The organism is Streptomyces sp. NPDC001231 (genome assembly GCF_042896885.1).
In the GTDB taxonomy this organism is placed as follows: domain Bacteria; phylum Actinomycetota; class Actinomycetes; order Streptomycetales; family Streptomycetaceae; genus Streptomyces.
Map to the genome: position 1 here is coordinate 66051 of NZ_JBIAXS010000036.1, position 21895 is coordinate 87945.

The 21895-nt window shown below is 71.6% G+C and carries 16 protein-coding genes and 2 pseudogenes; 9 read left to right on the top strand and 9 right to left on the bottom strand.

The window, feature by feature from the left end; all coding sequences use genetic code 11:
* The first annotated feature begins 141 nt into the window (after positions 1-141).
* Complete coding sequence (locus ACFY3J_RS33255; protein WP_390842391.1) at positions 142-2856, top strand: ATP-binding protein; 2715 nt, start codon at positions 142-144, stop codon at positions 2854-2856.
* A gap of 323 nt (positions 2857-3179) precedes the next feature.
* Here ACFY3J_RS33255 and ACFY3J_RS33260 read toward each other — a convergent pair whose 3' ends face one another.
* Positions 3180-3476, bottom strand: coding sequence for a hypothetical protein (locus tag ACFY3J_RS33260; RefSeq protein WP_390842392.1), 297 nt, complete (start codon positions 3474-3476; stop codon positions 3180-3182).
* Here ACFY3J_RS33260 and ACFY3J_RS33265 point away from each other — a divergent pair.
* A complete protein-coding gene (locus ACFY3J_RS33265; RefSeq protein WP_390842393.1) occupies positions 3475-3600 on the top strand; it encodes a hypothetical protein in 126 nt (41 codons plus the stop codon). The two genes, ACFY3J_RS33260 and ACFY3J_RS33265, sit on opposite strands and share 2 nt — an antisense overlap.
* Positions 3601-3621: 21 nt before the next feature.
* Here ACFY3J_RS33265 and ACFY3J_RS33270 read toward each other — a convergent pair whose 3' ends face one another.
* From ACFY3J_RS33270 to ACFY3J_RS33295, 6 genes and pseudogenes are all read right to left on the bottom strand, one after another.
* On the bottom strand, positions 3622-4500 hold the full coding sequence (locus tag ACFY3J_RS33270) for an STM4011 family radical SAM protein (RefSeq protein ID WP_390842394.1): 879 nt from the start codon (positions 4498-4500) through the stop codon (positions 3622-3624).
* Between the two features lie 10 nt (positions 4501-4510).
* A complete protein-coding gene (locus ACFY3J_RS33275) occupies positions 4511-5887 on the bottom strand; it encodes an STM4012 family radical SAM protein (RefSeq protein WP_390842395.1) in 1377 nt (458 codons plus the stop codon).
* Between the two features lie 2 nt (positions 5888-5889).
* Positions 5890-6696: an STM4013/SEN3800 family hydrolase gene (locus tag ACFY3J_RS33280; RefSeq protein WP_390842400.1), complete on the bottom strand. Its 807-nt coding sequence runs from the start codon at positions 6694-6696 to the stop codon at positions 5890-5892.
* A gap of 346 nt (positions 6697-7042) precedes the next feature.
* Positions 7043-8149 (bottom strand): annotated as a pseudogene (locus tag ACFY3J_RS33285) (STM4014 family protein); the annotation flags it as partial.
* Entirely contained in the window at positions 8130-9104 is a 975-nt protein-coding gene (locus ACFY3J_RS33290; RefSeq protein WP_390842396.1) for an STM4015 family protein, read from the bottom strand. The pseudogene ACFY3J_RS33285 and the gene ACFY3J_RS33290, both read right to left, overlap by 20 nt.
* A gap of 7 nt (positions 9105-9111) precedes the next feature.
* Complete coding sequence (locus ACFY3J_RS33295; RefSeq protein WP_384185461.1) at positions 9112-10065, bottom strand: STM4015 family protein; 954 nt, start codon at positions 10063-10065, stop codon at positions 9112-9114.
* A 186-nt stretch (positions 10066-10251) separates the two neighbouring features.
* Here ACFY3J_RS33295 and ACFY3J_RS33300 point away from each other — a divergent pair, with 186 nt between their 5' ends.
* The 6 genes from ACFY3J_RS33300 (at position 10252) to ACFY3J_RS33325 (ending at position 17427) form a co-directional block, all read left to right on the top strand.
* A complete protein-coding gene (locus tag ACFY3J_RS33300) occupies positions 10252-10578 on the top strand; it encodes a hypothetical protein (RefSeq protein WP_141356511.1) in 327 nt (108 codons plus the stop codon).
* Positions 10579-10743: 165 nt separating this feature from the next.
* On the top strand, positions 10744-11745 hold the full coding sequence (locus ACFY3J_RS33305; protein ID WP_390842401.1) for a DUF6745 domain-containing protein: 1002 nt from the start codon (positions 10744-10746) through the stop codon (positions 11743-11745).
* Between the two features lie 324 nt (positions 11746-12069).
* Positions 12070-13422 carry a globin domain-containing protein gene (locus ACFY3J_RS33310; protein ID WP_390842397.1) on the top strand — a complete coding sequence of 451 codons (1353 nt, stop codon included), beginning with the start codon at positions 12070-12072 and terminating at the stop codon, positions 13420-13422.
* Positions 13423-13637: 215 nt separating this feature from the next.
* Positions 13638-14666, top strand: a complete 1029-nt coding sequence (locus tag ACFY3J_RS33315) for an alpha/beta hydrolase (protein ID WP_390842398.1) — start codon at positions 13638-13640, stop codon at positions 14664-14666.
* A gap of 106 nt (positions 14667-14772) precedes the next feature.
* Positions 14773-15636 (top strand): hypothetical protein, encoded by an 864-nt coding sequence (locus tag ACFY3J_RS33320; protein ID WP_384185454.1) that lies wholly within the window; start codon positions 14773-14775, stop codon positions 15634-15636.
* Between the two features lie 132 nt (positions 15637-15768).
* Entirely contained in the window at positions 15769-17427 is a 1659-nt protein-coding gene (locus tag ACFY3J_RS33325) for a class I SAM-dependent DNA methyltransferase (RefSeq protein WP_384185451.1), read from the top strand.
* A gap of 7 nt (positions 17428-17434) precedes the next feature.
* Here ACFY3J_RS33325 and ACFY3J_RS33330 read toward each other — a convergent pair.
* Positions 17435-19565, bottom strand: a pseudogene (locus ACFY3J_RS33330) (UvrD-helicase domain-containing protein).
* A 214-nt stretch (positions 19566-19779) separates the two neighbouring features.
* Between ACFY3J_RS33330 and ACFY3J_RS33335 the strand changes: the two are divergent.
* Positions 19780-20361, top strand: a complete 582-nt coding sequence (locus ACFY3J_RS33335) for a DUF4352 domain-containing protein (RefSeq protein WP_384185448.1) — start codon at positions 19780-19782, stop codon at positions 20359-20361.
* A gap of 32 nt (positions 20362-20393) precedes the next feature.
* Here ACFY3J_RS33335 and ACFY3J_RS33340 read toward each other — a convergent pair.
* Positions 20394-21895 (bottom strand): AAA family ATPase (locus ACFY3J_RS33340; protein ID WP_390842399.1); only part of this gene is annotated, 1502 nt, incomplete at its 5' end.

Consider the following 21895-nt stretch of genomic DNA (forward strand, 5'->3'; position numbering starts at 1 on the left):
GAGTACCCTCTCGCGGCCGTCCGCAACCAATTCGCACGCAACTGTGCAGTCCGTGTGTGCGTTTCGCTAGGCTTCCCGGCATACCGGCAGATCAGGGGTAACGGAGTGTCGGAACGGCAGCGCACCGAGAGGACCACCATCGTGGATGGACGCGATCGGCTGGGGAAACCCCTGTACGAGCGCGAGAACGAGGTGACCGCCGCTCAGAATGCGGTGGAGGGGATCTGCGCGGGCGGGGGGAACGGCGAAGGCAGGCGGGGCGGGCTGCTGTTCTTCAGCGCCGCCGCCGGACTGGGCAAGACGACCGTCCTGACCGAGATCCGGCGGATGGCCACCGCGCGCGGCTGCACCGTGCTGTCCGCCCGGGGCAGCGAGCAGGAGCACACCGTCCCCTTCCACGTCGTACGCCAGCTGCTCCAGCCCGTCCTCGCCTCCTGCACCGAGGCCGAGCGCCGCGAGATCTTCGGCGGGTGGTACGAGATCGCCGGACCGGCCGTCGGCCTGTTCGCTCAGCAGACCGGTACCGCCGGCCCCGACCCGCAGGGCGTCCGGGACGGTCTGGACTGGGTCGTCACCCAGGTGGCCGTGCGCCGGGCACCGGTCGTGATCGTCCTCGACGACGCCCACTGGGGCGACCTGGAGTCTCTCGCCTGGCTCTCCGCCTTCGCGGTGAGAGCGCGGGAACTCCCCGTGCTGGTGGTCGTCGGCTACCGGCCGGACGAGGTGCCGGCCGAGGCGCAGACGTTCCGCGAACTGATCGACGGCCGCAGCGCACGCCCGATCCCGCTCCACGCCCTCAGCCCGGAGGCGGTGGCCGAACTGGTGCGGGGCTCGCTCGGAGAGGAGGCCGACGACGCCTTCTGCCGCGAGTGCTGGGTGGTCACCGGCGGCAACCCCTACGAGGCCGTCGAGCTGATCGCCAAGGTCCAGGACCGGAACCTCGCCCCGGACGCGGAGTCGGCCTCCCTGCTGGGGGAACTCGCCGCGAGCGCCCGGGGCACCGGCCTGATCAAACGCCTGGAGAGGCTCGGCCATGCCGCCGTCCGGCTCGCCTGGGCCGCCGCGGTGCTCGGTACCGAGATCTCCGCGGAGCTGGCCGCCTCGGTGGCCGGACTGCCCCCGGCCGAGGCGCAGTCCGCCGCGGACCGGCTGCGTGTCGCCCGTATCCTCACCGGCACCCGCACCCTCGAGTTCATCCACCCGCTCATCGCCACCGCCGTGTACCAGGCCATCCCGCCGGCCACACGCACCGGACTGCACGGTCAGGCCGCCTGGGCGGTCGCCGACGCGGGCCTGGGTATCACCGCCGCCGCCCGGCACCTGCTCGAGACCCACCCCGAGGGCGACCCGAACACCGTCCGGCAACTGCGTGCCGCCGCCCGCGAGAACCTCCGTCTGGGCGCGCCCGACGCGGCCCGGCGCTGTCTGGAACGCGCGCTGCGCGAACCTCCCGCGCCCGAGGACCGTGCGGGCGTGCTCCACGAACTCGGCTGCTCCGCCCTGCTCACCGCCCCCGCCACCACGGTCAACCACCTCACCGCCGCCCTGGAACAGCCCTTCCTGGACCCCGAGCTCAGGGAGAACGCCACCTTCCGGCTGGCCCAGGTGTTCGGGCACAACGACGAGCTCGCCAAAGCGGCCGCCGTCGCGGGCGCCGAGGTCGCCCGGGCGCAGTCCCCCAGGGCACGGCTGCGCATGCAGGTGGCGCATTACCTGTGGCTGGTCTTCGACGCGCACGAGGTGCAGGCATCCGACCGCTCCCGCCGTCTCGCACGGCTCGTCGAGGACCTGCCCGGAGAGGCCATCGAGGAGCGGGCCCTGCTGTGCATCCGCACCTGGGACGCGATGCTGCGCGGGGAGCCGGCCGCGGACACGCTGGCCGTCGCCGCACGAGCCGTGGGCCTGAGCTACACCGACCCGGACTGGGGCTTCGAGCTGCCGAGCGTGGCCGCGCTCAGCTACATGTACGCCGACGAATGCGACCGTGCGGAGGAGCTGTTCAGTTCGGCCATCGCCGAGTGCGAGCAGGTCGGGTGGGGCGGTGCCCACCTCTCCTTCGGCTTCACTCTCCTCGGCCTGGTCTGGTTCCGGCGCGGGATGCTCGTCAAGGCGGAGGAGTGCGCACGCGAGGGAGTGCGCCTGGCCGAACGGGTGGGCGACCGGGTGCCCGCCCGGTGGTACGCCGTGGGGTTGCTGGTGGACGTCCTGTTGTCCCGGGGGCGCGTGGAGGAGGCGCTGCGGGTCGCCAGGACGTACGACTTCGCGCCCCCGTACCTGAACGCGGTGGTCTTCCCGGACTCGCAGACGGTCTACGGGCGGCTGCTTCTCGCCCGTGGCCTGCGCAAGGAGGCCGAGGCGCAACTCACCGCCGCCGGGGCACGGTTGGAGGCCAAGGGCATCGTCAACCCGACCTGGTGCCCCTGGGCGGGACACCTCGCCCTCGCCATCGCCGAGGAGGAGCCCGCACGCGCCCGCGCCCTCACGGCGAAGATGCTGCGGCGGGCCGAGCGCTACGGCACGCCCACCGCCATCGGTGAGGCGCTGAGCTTCAGCGCGGCGGTGGCCGAGGACGGGCAGGCGCTGCCCCTGCGGGAGCGCGCGGTGGAGATACTGCGCCGATCCCCCAGCCGGCACGCGTACGCCGAGGCCCTGATCGACCTCGGCGCGGAACTCGGGCGCGGTGGCGGCACGGACCGGGCGACCGGGCTTCTGTCCGAGGGCGTCGAGCTGGCGGAGGAGTGCGGTGCCGACCGCCTCGCCGAGCGCGGCCGCGCCGAGCTGGCCGCCGTGAGACTGCGGCTCAATGGGACACGCTCGTTGGCGCGGCGCGGAGCGAACGCCGCGGAGCATGGCTGAACCGGCGTGGAAAAGAGGGGAGTTCCGAGCGCGGGCGGCCCGGACCGGCGTCGCGTGCCCGGACGATGGCCTGGCTGCGCCGGGTGAGGTGCAGCTTGGCCAGGATCGCCGAGACGTTGATCGCCACGGTCTAGTGCCGCGGCAGGCGACGTTTGCCCGTAAAGGAGCGGCGTCCGGTGCGTGCTCTGGGGGTCCCCCCTGCTCGAAGAGCTTGGGGGAGTGCCGGCCGGAAGTCCTCGTACTGGACGTACTTGGGCTTTCGGCCGGTGCGGTGAGAGGGCGTGCCGGGCGTCGCGACGGGGCAAACGTTGCCCGTCGGGGCACTAGCCGGACAGGTGCGGGCACCGGCCGATCGCGGCGTTGGACAGCCCCGCCGCGAGATGGTCGAGGATGTCCCGCTCGCGTGCGGTGAGTTCAGGGAACGGTCCGTCCTGCGGCGGCGACACGAACCAGGTCCGCGGCCGGCCCGCCGGAGCCGCGCCGAAGACCGGCTGCCCGGCCGCGGCGGCGTGGACGGCGGCGTCGATGTCCGCTCCGTCGGCCCCCTTGACGAGATGGCCGAGCGCGCCGGCCTGGGCGGGCGTCGCCCTGGCGCTCGGCGGCTTCACCCACCCCTTCATGCCGGGGCACATCGCGTCCGGCGTCGGCCTGCTGGTCGCCGCGGTCGGCTTCGCCGGGGCCGGCTGGGCACTCCTGCGCCTGAGCGACGACGACTTCGACCGGACACCCGGCCGCCCCGGCTGAGAAGGCCCGCGGGACTGCCGGCTACCGGGACGTCGGAACCAGACGCCGATCCGCGGGCGGCGCGGCCGGGATCCGTTCCAGGACGCCGCCCGCGAACACGTCGTACAGCGGCAGCGTCTCCAGGTGGACGTAGCCGATGTGGCAGTCGCACACGGCCAGCGGGCACGGGCGGGGGCGCAGGGCCCGCCGGTAGGAGCCGTCGTACAGGTTGCCCAGCTTCGAGCGGACGAAGTGGCAGCGGCGTACCGTGCCCTCGCCGTCCACCGATATGACCGACTCTCCCGTACGGCAGGGCAGGCCCGCGCTGCGGTGCGGGTGGCGGCTGTACGGGAAGAGCGGGTCCAGGGCCGTCCACCGGTCGGCCTCGGCGTCGGTGTAGGTGTGGCCCTCGGCGGCGTTGACCCACAGGTACACGTGGTCGGGGAGGTCGGCGCGCAGCCGACGCGCCTGCTCCAGGTGCTCGGGGAGGCCGACGACGCCGACGCTGTGGCGGACACCGCGCGCGGCCAGGTCGTGGCACTTGGCGAGGAAGCGGTCGTACGGCGTCTGCCCGGGGTGGAAGGTGCACCACAGGGCGAGGGTGTCCAGGTCGGCCGTGTCCAGCCAGTCCGTACGGCAGCTGAGGTTGGTCTGGATCGCCACCCGGCGGATGTGCGACAGCCCGCTCAGCTCCGCGAGCGTACGCCGGTACCACGAGCGCACCAGTCCCTCGCCCCACGGCGTGAACAGCAGGGAGAGCCGGTCGTCGCGCTGCGCGGCCGCCCAGGCGGCGAAACGCTCCAGCGCCGCGCGGTCCGCGGTGAGTTGGGCGCGGCTGTCCCGGCGCTTGGCGAACGGGCAGTACGGGCAGTCGTAGTCGCACGACGCCAGCGGGCCGCGGTAGAGGATCGTCAGGTCCATGCGCGCTCCCTCACTTCGGCTCGTACGCGGCCATGCGCTCACGCACCGCGGCGGAGAACAACTCGGGCCCCAGCGCGTCGGAGTGGGCCAGGCCCTCGGGGGACAGCCGCAGCAACTCCGCGCCCGCGCGGTCGTCCAGCCAGCCCCGCTCGCGGAACCGGTCCAGCTCGGCGGCGAAGTCGTCGCCGGGCGCGGTGCCGAAACGGGTCCGGTAGTCCGCGACGGGCATGCCCTCGGCCTGGAGCAGTGACTGGAGCAGATGGCGGCGCCGGGACTCGTCCGCGTTCATCTCCCAGCCGAAGTCCGCGTGCCGGAAGTCGTCGGCCGGGCGTGCCGTGTAGTCGTCGATGATCCCGCGGATGCGGTGCATGTCCACCGCGTAGTCGAAGGAGTAGTGCAGGGTGGACGTGTACGAACGGGAACCGCAGCCGAGGCCGACCATGCCGTCGGTCTGGCACGCGTGGTCCTCTCCTCCCGTGGCGGGGGCGCCCGCACGGCGGAACATGCGCATCGACACCTGCTCGTAGCCCCGCGCGAGCAGGTGGTCGCGGCCGTGGCGGTACAGCCGCAGCCGCTGCTCGTCCCAGTCGGCGTCGCCGTCGCCGCCGGGCGCCGACCCACGGTGCCGGCCGAGACCGGTGAGCGGGCGCACGTAGAGGGGGTAGAGGTACAGCTCCTCCGGCTGCCAGGCGAGGGCGGCGTCCAGGGAACGGGTCCAGGACTGCTCGGTCTGGCCGTCGATGCCGTAGATCAGGTCGATGTTGAGGACGGGTATGCCGGTGTCGCGGATCCGGGCGAGGGCCGCTTCGACGTCCGCCCGGCGCTGCGGGCGTACGGCCGTGCGTGCCTCGGAGTCGACGAAGCTCTGCACGCCCAGGCTCAGCCGCGTGGTGCCGCGGGCGGCCAGCACGGACAGCCGGTCGGCGGTCGCCGTGGCGGGGGAGGCCTCCACCGACAGCGGGATCGCGGCGAGGTCGGCGCCCAGGCCGCGCTCGGCCAGATCGCACAGCCGCTCCAGCTCGGCCGCCTCCAGGAACGTCGGAGTGCCGCCGCCGAAGGCCGCGTTGGCGTACCGCGCCCCCTCGCCCAGCGCCTCGCGCACCGCGACCGCCTGACGTTCCATCGCGTCCAGGTAGGCGGTGGTCAGACCGCCCGGCGCCCCGATCCGGGTGAAGAGGTTGCAGAAGCCGCAGCGGACTTCGCAGAACGGGATGTGGAAATAGAGGGAGAGGGCGTCCTTCGGCTCGTCCGCCCACAGCGCGCGCAGGGACGCCCGCTCCCGGGAGAGCGGACGGTAGGCGGTCTTGTGCGGATACGCGTAGACGTACTGCTGGTACGGGCGGACCGTGCTGGGCGCGGCCGCCGCCTCGGTGCTGGTGATGGCCATGGTCATCGGGCCCCGTCGACGAAGAAGTGGGCGTAGGGAACGGTCCAGACGACGTCGTGGCCGATGCGGTGGCCGCTGTAGCCGTCCTCGCCGTACGCCGTGCCGTGGTCGGAGCAGACGACGGCGAAGCACGGACGGCGGCCGGCGACGGCGGCCAGGAGCCGTCCCATGTCCCGGTCCACGTACTCCAGCGCCGCGGCGTGGGTGGCCCGTGTGTCGCCCGCCTCGCGCGTGGCCCCGGGGAGGTGGAACCAGTTGGGCTGGTGCAGCGCCGACACGTTGAGGAACAGGAACAGGCGCTGGTCCTGGGGGAGCCCGGCGACGACCTGCTCCGCGCGGGTCACCTGGGCCTCGAAGGACGTGGGGGAGGTCACGCCGAACTCGGGCTCCCAGTGGCTCTCCTGGAACATCCCCGGCAGGACGGAGCCCAGTGGTCCCTGCTTGTTGAAGAAGCCCACGCCGCCTATGCACACGGTGCGGTAGCCCACGGCGGCCAGACCCGAGACCAGGTCGGGGGTGTCGTAGACGAAGGTGCCGTCCGCGGTGGTCTCACTGCCCGCGAAACGGGCGGCGAAGAGCCGCGGATGCGGGCCCGGTGCGGCCGGTGTCGGCAAGAAGCCCGCGAACATCGCCTGGTGGGAGGCGTAGGTGAAACTGCCGGGGGCGTGTCGGTGCTCCCAGGTGCCGCCGGGCAGATGCCGGGCCAGGTTCGGGATGCGTCCGGCCACCGCCAGCTCCTGCGCCACGTCGTAGCGGAGCGTGTCGAGCGTGACGAACAGGATGTCGTGGCTTCCCACGATGCCGCTCATGTCAAGAGGTGGTGTCAAGGTGGTGCTCCTTGCGATCTGCTCGCCGGACGGCGGCCGGGACGGCGGCCGGGGCGGCGGTTCGTGCGGCGTTCTGCACGGCGGCTGGTGCGGCGGCTGCGGGGGCTGCGGCGGGGGCTGGTGCCGGGGTCCGTGCGGTGTTCTGTAGGGCGGCTGGTGCGGTGCCCGGTGTCAGGGTCCGTGCGGTGTTCTGTAGGGCGGCTGGTGCGGTGACCGGTGTCGGGCTCCGTGCGGTGTTCTGCAGGGCGGCCGGTGCGGCGGTCCGCGCGGTGTCGTGCAGGGCGGCTGGTGGTGTGGTCGGTGCGGCGGCCTGCACGAACGTTGGTGCTGCGGCGACCTGTGCGGCATAGGTGTCGAGGCCCTCGGCGCCGCTGCCGCGCAGGCCGGTGAGGCGGGGCAGCAGGTCCCCGAATGCGTTCACCTCGCCGACCGTGAAGCGGCGCCACCCCGTCGCCGGCAGGATGTCCACGCCGACGCACAGGGTGCCCGGGAAGCACGCGGCCGCCCGTTCGGCCACGTCCAGCACGTCGGTGAAGCGGCCTCCCGCGGCCCGGATCGCCGCGCGTGCCGCGGCCAGATCGCCGCGGGCGCCACCGAGGTGCAGATTCGTCATGGGGTGCCGGCTGGTACGCACCACGGCATGTGTGGCGCGTCCTGCCACCACGACCACCCGCAGGTCTGCGGCCCGGCCGCCCTGCGAGGCCTTCGGCAGCCACCGCTCGACGTGGATCCCGTCCGGGATCAGGGCGTCGACGAGGGCGGCGACCTCGGTCTCCGAGGTGTAGTGGCGCACCCGGAGGGAGTTGTGGAGGCGGCCGTCGGCAGTGGTCTCCACGGAGGTCGTCGCCTTGACCCGGCCCGGTCCCGCCACCGTCAGCGCCACGACACCGGAGGCCGACGACCCGTGCGCCGGCTTCACGAACGCCCGTGAGATACGAGCCCCCTTCAGCTGCTCCCGGAGCCCGTCCCGCCCGGACCAGCCGCCGACCGGACCCGTCAGGGCCGGCGGGACCGGGACGCCCGCGGCGGCGAGCCGGGCGTGGCAGCGCCGCTTGTCGAACATGACCGCGACGTCCTCCGGGTCGGCGGTCGTCGCCGCGCCCGCACGCCGCGCCGCGGCGGTCACCTCTCGGACCGCGGCGGTGAAACGGCGGTGCCACAGAGCCGTTCCCTCGACCCGGGTGGGGTCGTCGGTGTCCCGCAGCAACCGGTCGACCTCCGCGTTCTCGCCGGGGGAGTCGATCCGCACCGACTCGCCCGGCGTGAAGGCGTACTGTCCGCGCAGCACGTCCCGCCAGGCGAGTACCCGGGGTGCCGGGTGACCGGCCGCGTGAACCGCGTCGGCGAACATCGTCGTCCGCCGGTTCTCGGGATTGCCGACGACGGCGAACCGAAGGCCGGAGTCGGGCGCCGCGCTACTCGGAGACCGCGACATACCGCCACTCCTGGTCCCCCCAGCTGTCCGGAGTCCGGTGATCCGACAGGTCCACCTCGGTTCCGGTGGAGTCGAAGGCGGCACGGATCCGGTCGGCCATGGACTCGCTCAGGAAGTGGTGGTGCAGGTCCAGCCGTTTGAGATGGTGCAGAGGCTGGCCGAGGAGCAGTGCTTCGGCACCGGTGTCGGTGAGCGTGCCCATGGACAGGCTCAGCGACTCCAGTTGCGGCACGACCGGCGCCGCGGCGAGGGCCGCCGCGATCTCGTCCTGCACCTCGCTGTTCTGCACACCGAGATGCCGCAGCGCCGGGAGGCGCCCCTGGACGAGGAGCGGCGCGAGGTCGGCCACCGTCGTGTCGCCGCCGTAGTGGGACACGCCGAGCCACAGTTCCAGACGCTCCAGCGCGGGCAGTTCGCAGGCGCCGACCGAGCGCACCACCTGACCGGGCAGGCCGCCCGACTCGAAGCGCAGCGCGCGCAGCGCGTCATGCCGCACCGGGCGCAGCGACAGGGGTTCCTCGCCGACCCGGTGCGAGTCGCCGCCGCGGACACCCAACTCCTCGAGCAGCGGGAAGCGTTCCAGGACGGGGGTGACATCGGTGAGCTGAAGCCAGGAGATCTCGCACTCCTCGCCGGTGACATCGGCGAGGAACAGGGCGCGCAGCGCCGGAAACCGCTCGGCGTCGGCCACGATCAGCTCCAGCGCCGGACGCAGCTCGGTGTACTCGTCGTCCCACCAGGGCCCGATGACGAGAGCCCGCACCTGCGCGCTCGGCACCCTGTCCGTGAACCTCCGCCACAGCTCCGTGAACGGAATCTCCCCGGCCGCGTAGCAGTCCAGCCGCCAGGCCACGTCGCCCGCGGCCGGAAGCGTCTCCTCGCCGGGCTCCGGCAGCTCCGGCAGGGTGAAGACCGGAAGCCCGTGGAAGGTCTCGAAGTGATCGACGATGGTCATGACGGCCTCATTCCGCGACCGCGGTGAAACGGTGGACGACGCCGTCGTCCTCCCACACCTCGCCGCGCTCCGACAGGTCGATCTCGACGCCGGACGGCTCCAGCGCCGTACGGATCCGCTCGACCACCGGCTCGCTGAGGAAGTTGTGGTGGAGGTCGAGCCGGGTCAGGTGGGTGAGCGGCTGACCGCCGAGCAGCGCCGTCGCGCCCTCGTCGGTGAGCACGCCGAGCGACAGGTCGAGCGACGTGAGCTGGGCGACGACGGGGGCCCCGGCGACGGCGGCGGCGACCTCGTCCTGGATCTCGCTGTTGCGCAGGCCGAGATGGCGCAGCGCCGGAAAGCGCCCCCCGGCCAGGATCGGGGCGAGGTCGGCGACCCCCGCGTCACCGCCGTACTCCTCCACGCCGAGCCACATGTCGAGGTGCTCCAGCGCGGGAAGCTCGCTGGCGGCGACACCGCGTACGACCTCGCCGGGCAGGCCGCCGGCCTCGAAGCGGAGCCTGCGCAGGTGCTCGTGCCGGACCGCCGGGAAGCGCAGCCCGGACCCGCCGCGGATCCCCAACTCCTCCAGCAGCGGATACGCCTCGAGGACCGGAGTGACATCGGACTGCTCGATCCAGGAGATCTCCGCCTCCTCCATCTCCAGGTCCCCGATGAACACGGCCCGGAGCGCGGCCAGCCGGTCACGGGCGTCCACGAGACGCCGCACGATGCCGCTGGAGTCGTTGTCGTACGGCTCACCCCACTGACCCACGATGATGGCGCGCACACCGGCGGGGTCGACGGAGTCCAGGAAACGGTCCCACAGGTCGCCGAAGTCCTGCGGGGAGTCCCCGTAGGGCTCGATGGCCAGCCACCAGGCCGCGGCGTCCGCCTCCGGAAGCTCCCGCTTCCCCGCGAACCGGGCGAAGTCGAAGGCCGGGAGGCCGTGCAGTTCCTTCAGATGCTCGACGTGGGACATGCCGCTGGCCTCCTGGTGCTCTCACGCATTGCGTTGCTCGCGAAAAGTTGTACCAAGCGGCTCTGACATCGACGTGACGGGCTGGGTGCGTCCGGGGTGCGGTGGATGGTCCGGGGCGTTGTCAGACCCCCCGCGTAGCGTCGTGGACATCGGTCGGTGAGGTGCCGACGGGGATGGGAGACACGTATGTACCGGCAGGGGGATGTCCTGATCGTGCCCGTGGCGGAGGCGGCCGTGCCGCCGGGCACGGACCGGCTGCCGCACCAGCCGAGGGACGCCCGGGGGAGGCTCGTACTGGCTCTCGGCGAGGTCACGGGACACGCTCACGCGGTGATCGGACCCGGGACACTGGTCCGCGAGGCGGGGCCGTTCGGAGCGTCGTACCTCCATCTCCCGGACGGCGGGCGGGTGGTGCACGAGGAACACGCGGCGATACCGCTCCCCAAGGGCTGGTACCGCGTGGTGCGGCAGCGTGAGTACGCGCCCGGCGCGGTGCGCGTCGTGGCGGACTGAGACAGCGGACTTCAAGACAGCCGGATGGCAACGGCGCACTGGGACAGCCGGACTGAGACAGCGAAGAGCGGAACGATGACGACCCCGATGAAAACCGCGCACGAGACCCCGCATGAGACCTCGGACGAGACCCCGCACGAGACCGCGCAGGCGGACACGACGGCCATGTGGCGCGAGGTGACGGCGGCGACCGGCCCCGCCGACCGCCCGGCGGCCGAGGAGGGCGTGCGCCTGGCCTACCGGCTGGCGGGTCTGCCGGAGCCGGAGCACATCGTCTGGGCGGGCTCGCCCAGCGAGGGCGTGGCCGTGGCCGCGCGGCTCACGGCGGAGGGCACGGCCGGCCGCAGTGTCCGCGACGCGGTGCGTACCCGGCCCTGGGCAGCCGCGCGCGAGCGTGTCCTCGACCGGCTCGGACCGGCCGGCTGGGCCGCGCACTGGGCCCTGACGGGCGCCCAACTGTGGGACGGGACGGTCGCGTTGACCGAGCGCATACGCACCGGCGTGGTCGAGGCATCGACCGCTGCGGCGGGGGACGAGCAGGCCGTCCGGCTCGTCCTGCTCGACGCGGTCCTCGGTCAGCACGACGCGGCCTGGCTGGCGGCCTTCGACGGCCAGGACGGCGGGGAGGCGCTCGACGGGATCGCCGCGGTCGCCCGCGCCGCGGGCTGGTGGTGGCCGTACGAGAAGACCGCGGTCGTCTGCGAACGCCCCGTCGAGCTGCACCGGGACGAGGCAGGCCGGCTCGACCGCGGGGACGGACCGGCGCTCGCCTTCCCCGACGGGTTCGCGTTGCACGCCTGGCGCGGAATGCCGGTCCCCGCCGAATTCCTCGCCGGACTGGCCGAGCTGACCCCGCGTCGCATACGCGAGGAGGAGAACGCCGAGCTGCGCCGCGTGATGCTGGAGCACTACGGCTACGAGCGCTACCTGGAGGATTCCGGCGCCGAGCCGGTGCAACGCGACCAGGCGGGTGTGCTGTGGCGCATCGAACTGGAGGGAGACGAGCCGCTGGTGATGGTCGAGGTGGTCAACTCCACCCCGGAGCCCGACGGAACCCGCCGTACGTACTGGCTTCGGGTGCCGCCGAGCACCCGGACCGCCCGGCAGGGGGTCGCCTGGAGCTTCGGCCTGGAGGAGGCCGACTACGTGCCGCAGAGGGAGACCTGAGTCCGGAGAGCGCGGCGCCGGCCCTGTCCAGGGCCCAACGGCCCTCGCACCCGGGGACGTTGGGGCATTTATCCCTAATGCCATACTGACCTGCGGTTTCAGCGGACGGATCGTCCCTTGTTCCCGTCGTGTCCCCCCACCGTTCCTCACACGTCTCTTCAGGAGCCCACCCATGCTTCGACTCATCCGCCAGCTCCCGGGTAGCGCACCGGACCGCCCGGGGGTCCGGTGCGCTCCGGTCCCGGCCGTCGCCCCGGGCGCGGCTGGACCGGACGCTACGTGGCTGACCGCCGTCGGGCGCGAGACGCGGAGGGGTTGCTGATCATGAGCGCGGAAGACGGGACGTACCACGCACTCCTCGCCCGGCACGACGCGATGCGACTGCGCCGGCAGATGCTCTCCTCCGGAGGCTTCCCGGGCGCGGACGGCGGCAGTGCCGGCGGCCTTCGCGGCCCGGCCGGGCAGCCGTACGACGGGTCCGCCGATCAGCAGACCATCATGCGCGACCTGGACCTGGTGGCCCCCTTCGAGGAGCTGATCGCCCACCTCTACCAGGCGCTGTTCGCCCGGCACCCCTCCCTGCGGTCGCTCTTCCCCGCCGAGATGGCGTTCCAGCAGGCCCACCTGGCAAAGGCGTTCTGGTTCCTGCTCGAACACCTGGACAGACCCGACCAGATCACCGCGACGTTCACCCAGCTGGGCCGCGACCACCGCAAGCTCGGCGTGCGTCCGGCGCAGTACGCGGCGTTCGAGACCGCGCTGTGCGAGGCGCTGCGCGTCCGTGCCGGCGAACACTGGACCGCGGAACTCGAGCAGGCGTGGGTGCGGATGGTGCGCTTCGGGGTCACGGCCATGGTGCGGGGCGCGGAGGCGGCGCTCCACGAGCCGCCGTGCTGGCAGGCCACGGTGACGGCGCATCGGCTGTGCGGCCCGGACCTCGCGGTGCTCCGGGTACGGCCGCACGAGACCTTCCGGTACCGGGCCGGGCAGTACACCGCACTGGAGTCCGCCCGGCTGCCGCACACCTGGCGCCCCTACTACCTGGCGGGCGAGCCCGGCCGGGACGGGGAGCTGGAGTTCCATGTCCGGTGCACCGGCCCCGGTGGCGTGAGCGAGGCCCTGGTGCGCCGGACCACGGTCGGGGACCGGATACGGCTCGGTCCCCCCAAGGGAAACCTGGCCCTCGGCGAGGAGCAGACGGGCGAACTCCGGCTGGTGGCCTGGGACACCGGCTGGGCCCCGATGAAGGCCCTGCTGCGGGAACTGGAAGGCCGCCCGCGCCCGGCGTCCGAACACCGGCCGGGCCGGGTACGGCTCTTCCTGGGCGCCGACGCACTGTCCGACCTGTACGACACCGAATACCTGACCGAGGTCGAACGGAGCCGGCCGTGGCTGACCGTGGTTCCGGTGACGGGCGGGACCCCGGGGGAGGGCGTGTACGACCGTCTGGCCCGCGCGGTGACCCGGAGCCGCCCCGCGGCGGGCGGCCGCGCGCTGCTCGCCGGGCCGCCGTCGATGGTGCAGACGGTGACGGCCGCGCTCACCCGCGCCGGGCTGCCCGCCGAACACGTCCGCCACGACCCGCTGCCGGCCGGCCCGCGTGACCTGCCCGGATCCGTCCGGGACTTCGGCTCGGCCGGACCCCGGATGTTCCAGGGGCAGCCGATCCCGGCGTGACCGACCGCCGCGGCCGGCGCCGCCTCCCTCCAAAGGAGACCGGCAGCTGACTGAGGCCAGGTACGCGAGAGCCCTGCCATCCGCAAGGAACGGCAGGGCTTTCGCGTCGCCCGCGCGGCTGGCAGCATCAGGCTGCTGCGACATGTGCGCCCCAGAGGAGTTGACCCCGCCCGGTCGAAGAACGCTCGAGCCGCGACCAACCACAGGGAGCCGCGATGACCCTTCGAACCCGAGTCCTGCTCGTCCTCTCCGCACTGCTTCTCACACTCACGCCGACCGCGCCGATCGCCTTGGCGCACGCCGCCTCACCCACAGCCGCAGGAGCGGCTGACGCCACTGTTCCCGCCTCCGCGAAGTCGCGAGGCGCCGAGGTCGTCGCGGCCACCCGGGTCGCGGACCGTCAGGTCGACCTGTCCGTGCGTTCGGCGGCCTTGGGCGGCCGGACGGTCAAGGTCCGGCTCCTCACTCCCGACGGCTGGAACCCGGGCGACCGACGGCAGCACTGGCCGACGCTCTGGCTGCTGCACGGTTGCTGCGGGGACTACACCTCGTGGACCGCCCTCACGGACGTCGCACGGATCGACAGCCTGCGCAACGTGCTCGTGGTGATGCCGGAGGCCGGCTGGAACGGCTGGTACAGCGACTGGTGGAACCATGGCCAGGGCGGCGACCCCGCATGGGAGACCTTCCACACCGTGGAGCTGCGGCAGCTCCTGGAACGCGACTGGGCCGCCGGCGGCAACCGTGTCGTGGCCGGCCTGTCGATGGGAGGCCAGGGCGCCCTGCTGTACGCCGCCCGGCACCCCGGAATGTTCAAGGCGACCGCGGCGTACTCCGGTTCGGCGCACCCGCTGCTGAACGAGGAGTCGGTGAGCCGCATCATGGGCTTCTTCGCCGGCCAGGGCGGCGACCCGCTGCGGGTCTGGGGCGACCCGGCCGCCCAGCGCGGCATCTGGGAGGCGCACGACCCGTACTACCTGGCCAAACGGCTCAAGTCGGTCCCCGTGTACCTGTCGTGCGGTGACGGCACCACCGGCCCGCTGGACTCCCCGGGCAGCACGAGCGCGCTCGAGGCCGACTTCAACCGCCAGAACCACGTCCTGGCCGCCGAACTCGAACGCGTCGGCGCCAAGCACGTCACCACCAACTTCTACGGACCGGGAACCCACGGCTGGGCCTACTGGCAACGCGAACTGCACGCGTCCCTGCCGATGCTGCTGGGCGCCCTGCGCGTCGACGGCTGACACGGTCGCTCGCTCGGGCTGGTTGCCGGTTCCTGGCAAGCAGCCCGACGCCGTTCTGCCGTGCCGCGCCATGGAAGACCGGCGCCCAACTGGCCAGACTGTCAGCATGGTTTCCGTCAGACACAAGGTGGTCGTCGAGCCGGTCCCGTACGCATGGCTCGTGGACGCCCTGGCCGTGATCCGCACCCTGCTGGAAGAGAGCCAGGCGGATGAGCAAGGGCTCGTACTGCCCGATGGACAGGTGATTCCGGACATCCGACTGATCCAAGGGCGGCACCTGCGACCCGGCTCGGTCTACCTTACGGAGGTCGACGTCGAGGTCGAGGACGACGGGGACGACGACGGGGACGGGGACGGGAACGCGAAAGCGGATGCGAACGCGAACGCGGACGGGCCCGGGACCAGCATGGATGCCGAGGCGAGCGAGACCGTACAGATCACCGTCAGGGAGTGGGATCACCGCCGCGCTGTCCGCCTCGAACTCGCCCTGGTCTCGGCCGAAATGAACGTCGAACTGGACGCGGCACTGAAGAGCCCCGACCGCCCGAACCTGGTCGAGATCAGCGGCCGGGCGGGAGGCGGCGCGACTGCACGCACGCTGTTCGGCATGGCGGGCCGCGCCCGGGTACGGCTGGACGACTGGTGGCCCGCCGCAGACACCGACCGCACCCCACCCTCAGCCCCCGCCTCGGCCCGGCTCGACCACCCCTGGATCCGGGCGGACGTGCGAGCGGTTCCCCGGCCGTCCCCGGACGACGGCAGATGGGAGATCCACGTCACCATCTTCCTACGCGGCCGCCGACTCCTGCGACCGGTCGCCGCGGTCGTCCTCACCGTTGCCGCGCGCCGGATACGCCGATCCGTCGTACAGACCCTGGACAACCTGGCCGCACAGTGGAACGACCGCGTGCCACATCTGGTGGCGATGAACGCGGACCAACTGAGAGAGACCCTCTTGAGCAAGCCGTGAGGCGAATACGGTCGCGTACGACAGCCCCGCCAGGGACGGGTTGAAGTACACGTGAGGACATCTTTGTCGTATGTGTACCGCGTCAACCAATTTTCCGTTGATGGGAAAACGGACGCCGTGTACGGTGACTGCATGACGGACAACGCCGCCCCACCAGCCGGTCCTCTCGTTACGGGCTCCGAGATCGCGCGGCTTGCAGGTGTCACCCGGGCAGCGGTCTCCAACTGGCGTCGGCGATACGACGACTTTCCTGCGTCGACGGGCGGAAGCGCCAACAGTCCGCTCTTCGATCTTGGTGAGGTCAAGACCTGGCTGGACAAGCAGCGCAAGGGCCAGGACCTCTCGGAGGACGTGCAACTCTGGCAGGCGCTGCGCGGAGCATACGGCGACGACATGGTTGCCGCGCTCGCCGATGTCGCCACGATACTCGCCGGCACCCGGACGAAGAGACCGGAAGTACTCCCGAAGGATGCCGTCACTCTGGCCCGACGCCTGGCCGACAGCGGCTCGCCCAGTGAGGTGGTGGACGCCCTCGCTGAGCGCTTCACCGACTCCGTGCGCCGGGCTGGATCGGACCAGGTCACCTCTCCACGCATCGTCCGCGCCGTCCGGCACTTGGCCGGCGAAGTGGCGGACGACGCGACCATTCTTGATCCGGCCTGTGGCATCGGAACCCTGCTGCTCTCCGTCGGGCCCGAACAGGGACCGCGGCGGATCGGACAGGAGGCGGATGACCGCAGTGCCCGCTTCGCGCAATTGCGCGCCGACCTCACCGGACACGCGGGTGCCGACATCGCCACGGGGGACTCTCTCCGCGACGACCGGTGGGGTGACCTCAAAGCCGATCTGATCGTCTGCGATCCTCCGGTCGGAGACACCGACTGGGGGCGTGAAGAGCTCCTTCTCGACCCACGGTGGGAACTCGGCACCCCGTCCCGGGCGGAAGGCGAACTGGCCTGGTTGCAGCACGCGTACGCTCACACCGTCCCGGGCGGCCGGGTCGTCATGGTCATGCCTGCGTCGGTCGCCTACCGCAAGGCCGGACGCCGTATCCGTGCCGAACTCGTACGCCGCGGCATCCTCGTCCAGGTCACTGCCCTGGCGCCCGGTTCGGCCGTCTCGCACGCTCTCCCGGTGCACATCTGGCAGCTGCGCCGCCCGCGCTCCCTCGGTGAAGCGGCCACCAGTGTCCGTATGGTGGACCTGACCGGGAACGATCCGGACGGCCCCTTGGACGCACAGTCGGACCAGACGGTCGACGTCTCTCTCATCGAACTGCTCGACGACGTCGTGGATCTCACTCCAGGGCGCTATGTGCGGGAGTCCCATCGCGACTACATGGCCGAATACCAGCAGCTCCGGCGTGAGCTGGCGGAACAGGTCCGCGTACTCGCCGAACTTCTTCCGGCTCTGGACACAGGCGGACGCCTGAGCGCACCCGACGGCCCCTCCGTCAGCGTCGCCGACCTGGCCCGAGCCGGTCTAGTGGAGTACGGCGAGACTGAGCCGGTGTCGATCAGCGATCAGCTCGACACCGACTTCCTGCAGGGGTTCCTGCGCAGCACGGCCAACACACGTCGGTCCACCAGCGCCAGCGGAACGTTCCGCCTCGACGGCAAGGGCGCCCGCGTTCCCCAGATGGACATCACCGAGCAGCGCCGCTATGGGGCGGCGTTCCGTGCTCTGCAGGAGTTCGAGGAACGGGCGAGAAGAGTCGCCGAACTGAGTCGTGACGCGGCCGCGCTGGCCCGCGACGGCCTTGCCAACGGCGGTCTGGAACCAGGGAGCTGAGCAGCCCTCAGCGCATCGGTACGAACGGGCTCACAGCCCCGCTCCACGTCACCGCCAGGGCCTCCCGTGCACGGGTGCAGGCCACGAACAGCAGGCACCGCTCCCGCAGCAGATCGGAGTCGTGCTGCAGCGCGTCCACGTCGGCAGGCGTCACCTCGCGCGCGAACGGCAAGGCACTGGCCGTCACCCCCAGGACGGCCACGCAGCGGAACTCCAACCCTTTCATCGCGTGCATGGTGGCCAGCCGCACGCCGTCCACGCCCGGCCCCGGATTGTCCTTGACCCGGATCACCGGCACGCCGGCCGCGGCCAGCTTGTCGTAGGCCTTGTCGAGCAGCACGTTGAAGCGGGCGCATACGCCGATCTCGGAGGGACGTATGCCCTGCGCGATCCACGCCTCCACTCGCTCCACGAGCGCGGTCACTTCAGCGTGCTCGGACCCGTACCCGTCCGCCTGCGGCCTGCGGCCGTGCAGCAGGGAACGGTAGCCGGCCAGGGTGTCGGCCCCATCGCCGCCCAGGTCATCGACCGCCACCGGGCTGACGATGCCCGTGGACCAGCCGAGTATCTCCTCCGTACTGCGGTAGTTGATGCGTAGCCGATGGGTGCGGCCGGTGACGGAGATGCCCAGCGACCCCAGGGAGACGCGGGAGTCGTAGATCCGCTGGTGCGGATCACCCGTGATGAACAGGTCGTCGTTGCCGAGCGCCACCGCGGCACGCAGCACGCGCCACTGCACGGGGTGCAGGTCCTGCGCCTCGTCGACCACGACGTGGTCGTGCGTAGGTGCCGAGGTGGCCAGGAGGTCGGCGGCCCGAGCACACACCTTGAGGTAGGTCGTGACCTTCTGGTCACGCAGCATCTGCCGAACAGTTCCACCGCAGGCCATAGTTGGTCGCGCTTCGACTGCGACAGCGCGCTGCCGCGGCCCCGACGGGAGGCCGTGCGGTAGGCGTCGAGGCTGCGCAGGTCCTGGGCCAGGATCACATGCCGGTACTCCTGAGCCAGGAACTGCTCCGTCCATGGCAGTCCCAGCTTCTTGACCACCCTCTGCCACAGCTGCCGCTCGTTCCGGTCGCCGACGGGGGAGGGGGCCTTGCCGTCGAGGCGGGTGACCACGCCGTGAGCGTAGGCGTTGACCGTCGTCACCTCGACGCGCTCGAGCAGCGATTCGTCACCGTCCAGGAGGAGGGCGAGGTTCTCGCGCAGCGAGGCGGCCAGCGCGTTGGTGTACGTGGTGAGCAGGATCCGCGTGCCGGAGGAGCGGGTCAGCAGATGCTTGACGCGGTGCAACGCCGCGACCGTCTTGCCGGTACCGGGTCCGCCGGTGACCTGGACCGGCCCGCCGAACGACACTCTGTAGGCGACCCGGCGCTGCGAGGGATGCAGGAAGACCCGCCAGGCCGCGAAGGGCTTCTCCAAGATGTCGGTGAGTTCCTCCGGGCCGCTGACGAGCGTGATGCGGCTGGTGGTGTTGGCGATGGCCACGGCGAGGCTCTCGTCCGGATCAGGGCCCGCGTCCACGGGGCGGCGCACGGCGACCACGTCCCGGTACACGTCTTCCGGTGAAAACCCTTCGGCAAGGTACTGCAGCACCTCGAACTGGTCCTCCGGCAGGAGTGTGCCGAACGCCTCCAGTTGCGGCCTGTCGATAATCGTGCGCACCGCCCGAAGCACCTGCTCGTCGACACCGAGCTCACGCAGCACAGTGTCCGAGTACTTGGCGAACAGCAGCGAGTCGGCTGCGGCCGCCGCCTTCTCCAGCTGAGGCGTCAACTGCTCGATCGCCTGGACGTTGCGGACCTCCAGGGCCCTCGTGGCGGAGTTCGTCGTGTACAGCCGCTTGGCTGCCCAGGTGTAGGCGTCGTCGTGCGGTACGACGTTGACCAGCAGGAACACATCACTGCCGTCGTCCGGGGCAAGGACGACCCCCTCCAGAAGTCGTTGATGCGGATGGTCCTCATACGCCGGTCGGCGGCCTTCTCGACGGACTCGAGGTGCAGCCCCTTGTCCTGGTGCAGCTCAGGCACGGTGAGCTGCTGGAACTTCTGCATCGCCTTGCGCACGCCGGCCTTCACGGGCTTCTCGAGCACGTCGTAGCTCTCCCAGAAGCTGTTGGCAAACGCAAGCTGCGGCACGACGCGCACTCCCCACCCAGGACGGACGATCCGGAGCCGATCATACGCATGAGGTGTTCACCAGCGGTATGACTACCCCCGTGTCAACGGAACTTTCGAACTGGCGACCTGTTGACATCATCAACGGATGGCTCGTACGGTCCTCCGTGAGCCCCCCGGCTCGGACAGCCTGCGGGGGTACGTAGTGACCAACACAGCAGTCCTTGGGGGGACCATGCACGCCCGTACCAGAATCGCCGCCGTAGTCGTCGCCGCCATCGGCGCCCTCACCGTCACGGCCTGCGGCTCCGGCAGCACTGTCGTCGACAAGCCGAAGGAGCACGCCGCCGCCAAGGCTGACAACGGCAAGGACGCCAAGAAGGAGAAGTCCGCCGCCCCTGAGGTCGCCAGGGTCGGCGACACCCTCACCCTGAAGGGCTTCGAGGACGGCAGCCGACTCGACGTCACCGTCGTCAAGGTCGCCGACCCGGGCAAGCCGGCTGACGAGTTCACCGAGCCCGGCTCCGGCAAGCGGTTCGTCGGCGTGCAGTTCCAGCTCGTCAACACCGGTAAGGGGGTCTACAGCGACAGCCCGTCCAACGGTGCCCAGGTCGCCGACAGCAAGGGGCAGCAGTTCGACTCCACCTTCGCGGACATCACGGCGGGGCCGTCCATGTCCTCCAGCCTGAAGCTCAAGCCCGGTGCCAAGGGCCTCGGCTGGGTCGTCTTCGAAGTTCCCAAGGCGTCCAAGGTCGACACCGTGCAGTTCACCATGAACTCCGGGTTCGCCGACCAGACCGGCGAGTGGAAGCTGTAGTAGTCGCAGCAGGAGATCGCTTCGAGGCCGCGTCAGTCAATCCTCATCCGCCGCGCGACTTCCTCGACCTCGACGAGGACCCCCGCCGGTTCCTGGTCCAGGTCGAGGGCGTGCTGGTGGATCAGGATGCCCGCATGGCGCACCCGATGGGCGGTGTGCGACGCGTTGCCCTTCGCGTAGATGAGATGCCCTTCGCGCAGGCCTAGGGCGGTGCAGTACGCCAGCATCTGGTACAGGTCGGCGTCCGGGAAACCACCCCGTCGCTCCGCCTTGTACTTCGCGTCCGCGACGGCACAGGGGGTGCCGTCAGGGCCGTACAGCACGAAGTCCGGCCGCATCCGGATGGCGGCGGCCTCGTCGAGGTGGTGGCCGTCCTGGAGACGGGCGGTGTGGCCCGAACCGTGCAGGGCCTCGCGCAACGCCACGGTCACGAAGTCCTCGAAGAGCTTGTTCATGTCGAACAAGAACCCCTCGATGCGCAGCTCGCCGGGAGCGTGCTCGGGAGACGAACCGTCGAGGACGGCACGGGCGAGGTGCAAGGCGCGGTGGTACCGGGCGTTGAGCCGGGTCGGCCGCCAGTCCGGCAGCCGCTGCCCCCGTACAACCGGGGTGATGCCGGCGAGCCGGACCCGCTGGTGCAGCAGCCTGCGCCGCACGTCGCGCGGCACACCGGGCAGGCGCAGCAGGGACGCGACGCGCTTCTCGATGTCCCCCAGACCGAGCCCCTGCTCGTCACGGAGCCTGCGCCGTGCGGTCTCCAGGCAGGCGGCCTCCACGGCCACCCGGCACATGGCGGGCAGTACGTGATCGGCCACGTCCTGCGGCAGGTTGGGGTCGCAGGAGATGTCCCGGGCCTCCGCCAGGGCCTGCTTCACCGGGTCGGTGAAAGTCTCCACCCGGACCACCGAGTCTGTCTGACTGCTGACGCGCAGAACCGTCGCCTTGATACCGAGGTGTGCGATGGCCTGCTGGAGCCGGGTGTCGTGGGTGAACACGACGGCCTGCCGGTCCCGCGCACACGCGTCGAGGACCCGGGCCAACCCCTCTACCTTCTCGGGGTCCATGGACTGCACGGGGTCGTCAATGACGAGGAACCCGAACGGGCTGGTGGCGTGCGTGGCGCGCGGCAGGAAGAGGGAGAGCGCGAGGGAGTGCAGCTCGCCCTGGCTCATCACGCTGTAGGCGGGCGCCGACATGTCGTCCACGGAGACGTCCAGTTCGACGCGACCGCGCCCAGGCGTGCCCGCGAGCGTGACGGATCCGAGCGTGACGCTGCTGTGCTCGCACAGCTTCTGCCACACCTCCTGGGACCGCTCGGCGAACGGCCGCAGCCGCTCGTCGCGCAGTTCGTCGATGATCGGCCGCAGCCAGGCTCGGGCCTTGCGTGCGTGCGCGCGGCGTTCGCGGGCGATCTCGGCCGCCTCGGCCACGCCAAGCCACTCGGCGAGCCGCACGGCCATCGGCTGCCATGCGCCGTCGTGCTCGGCGAGCCGCCGACCGGCATCCTCCCGCACCTGCCGGCAGGCGTCGTCCA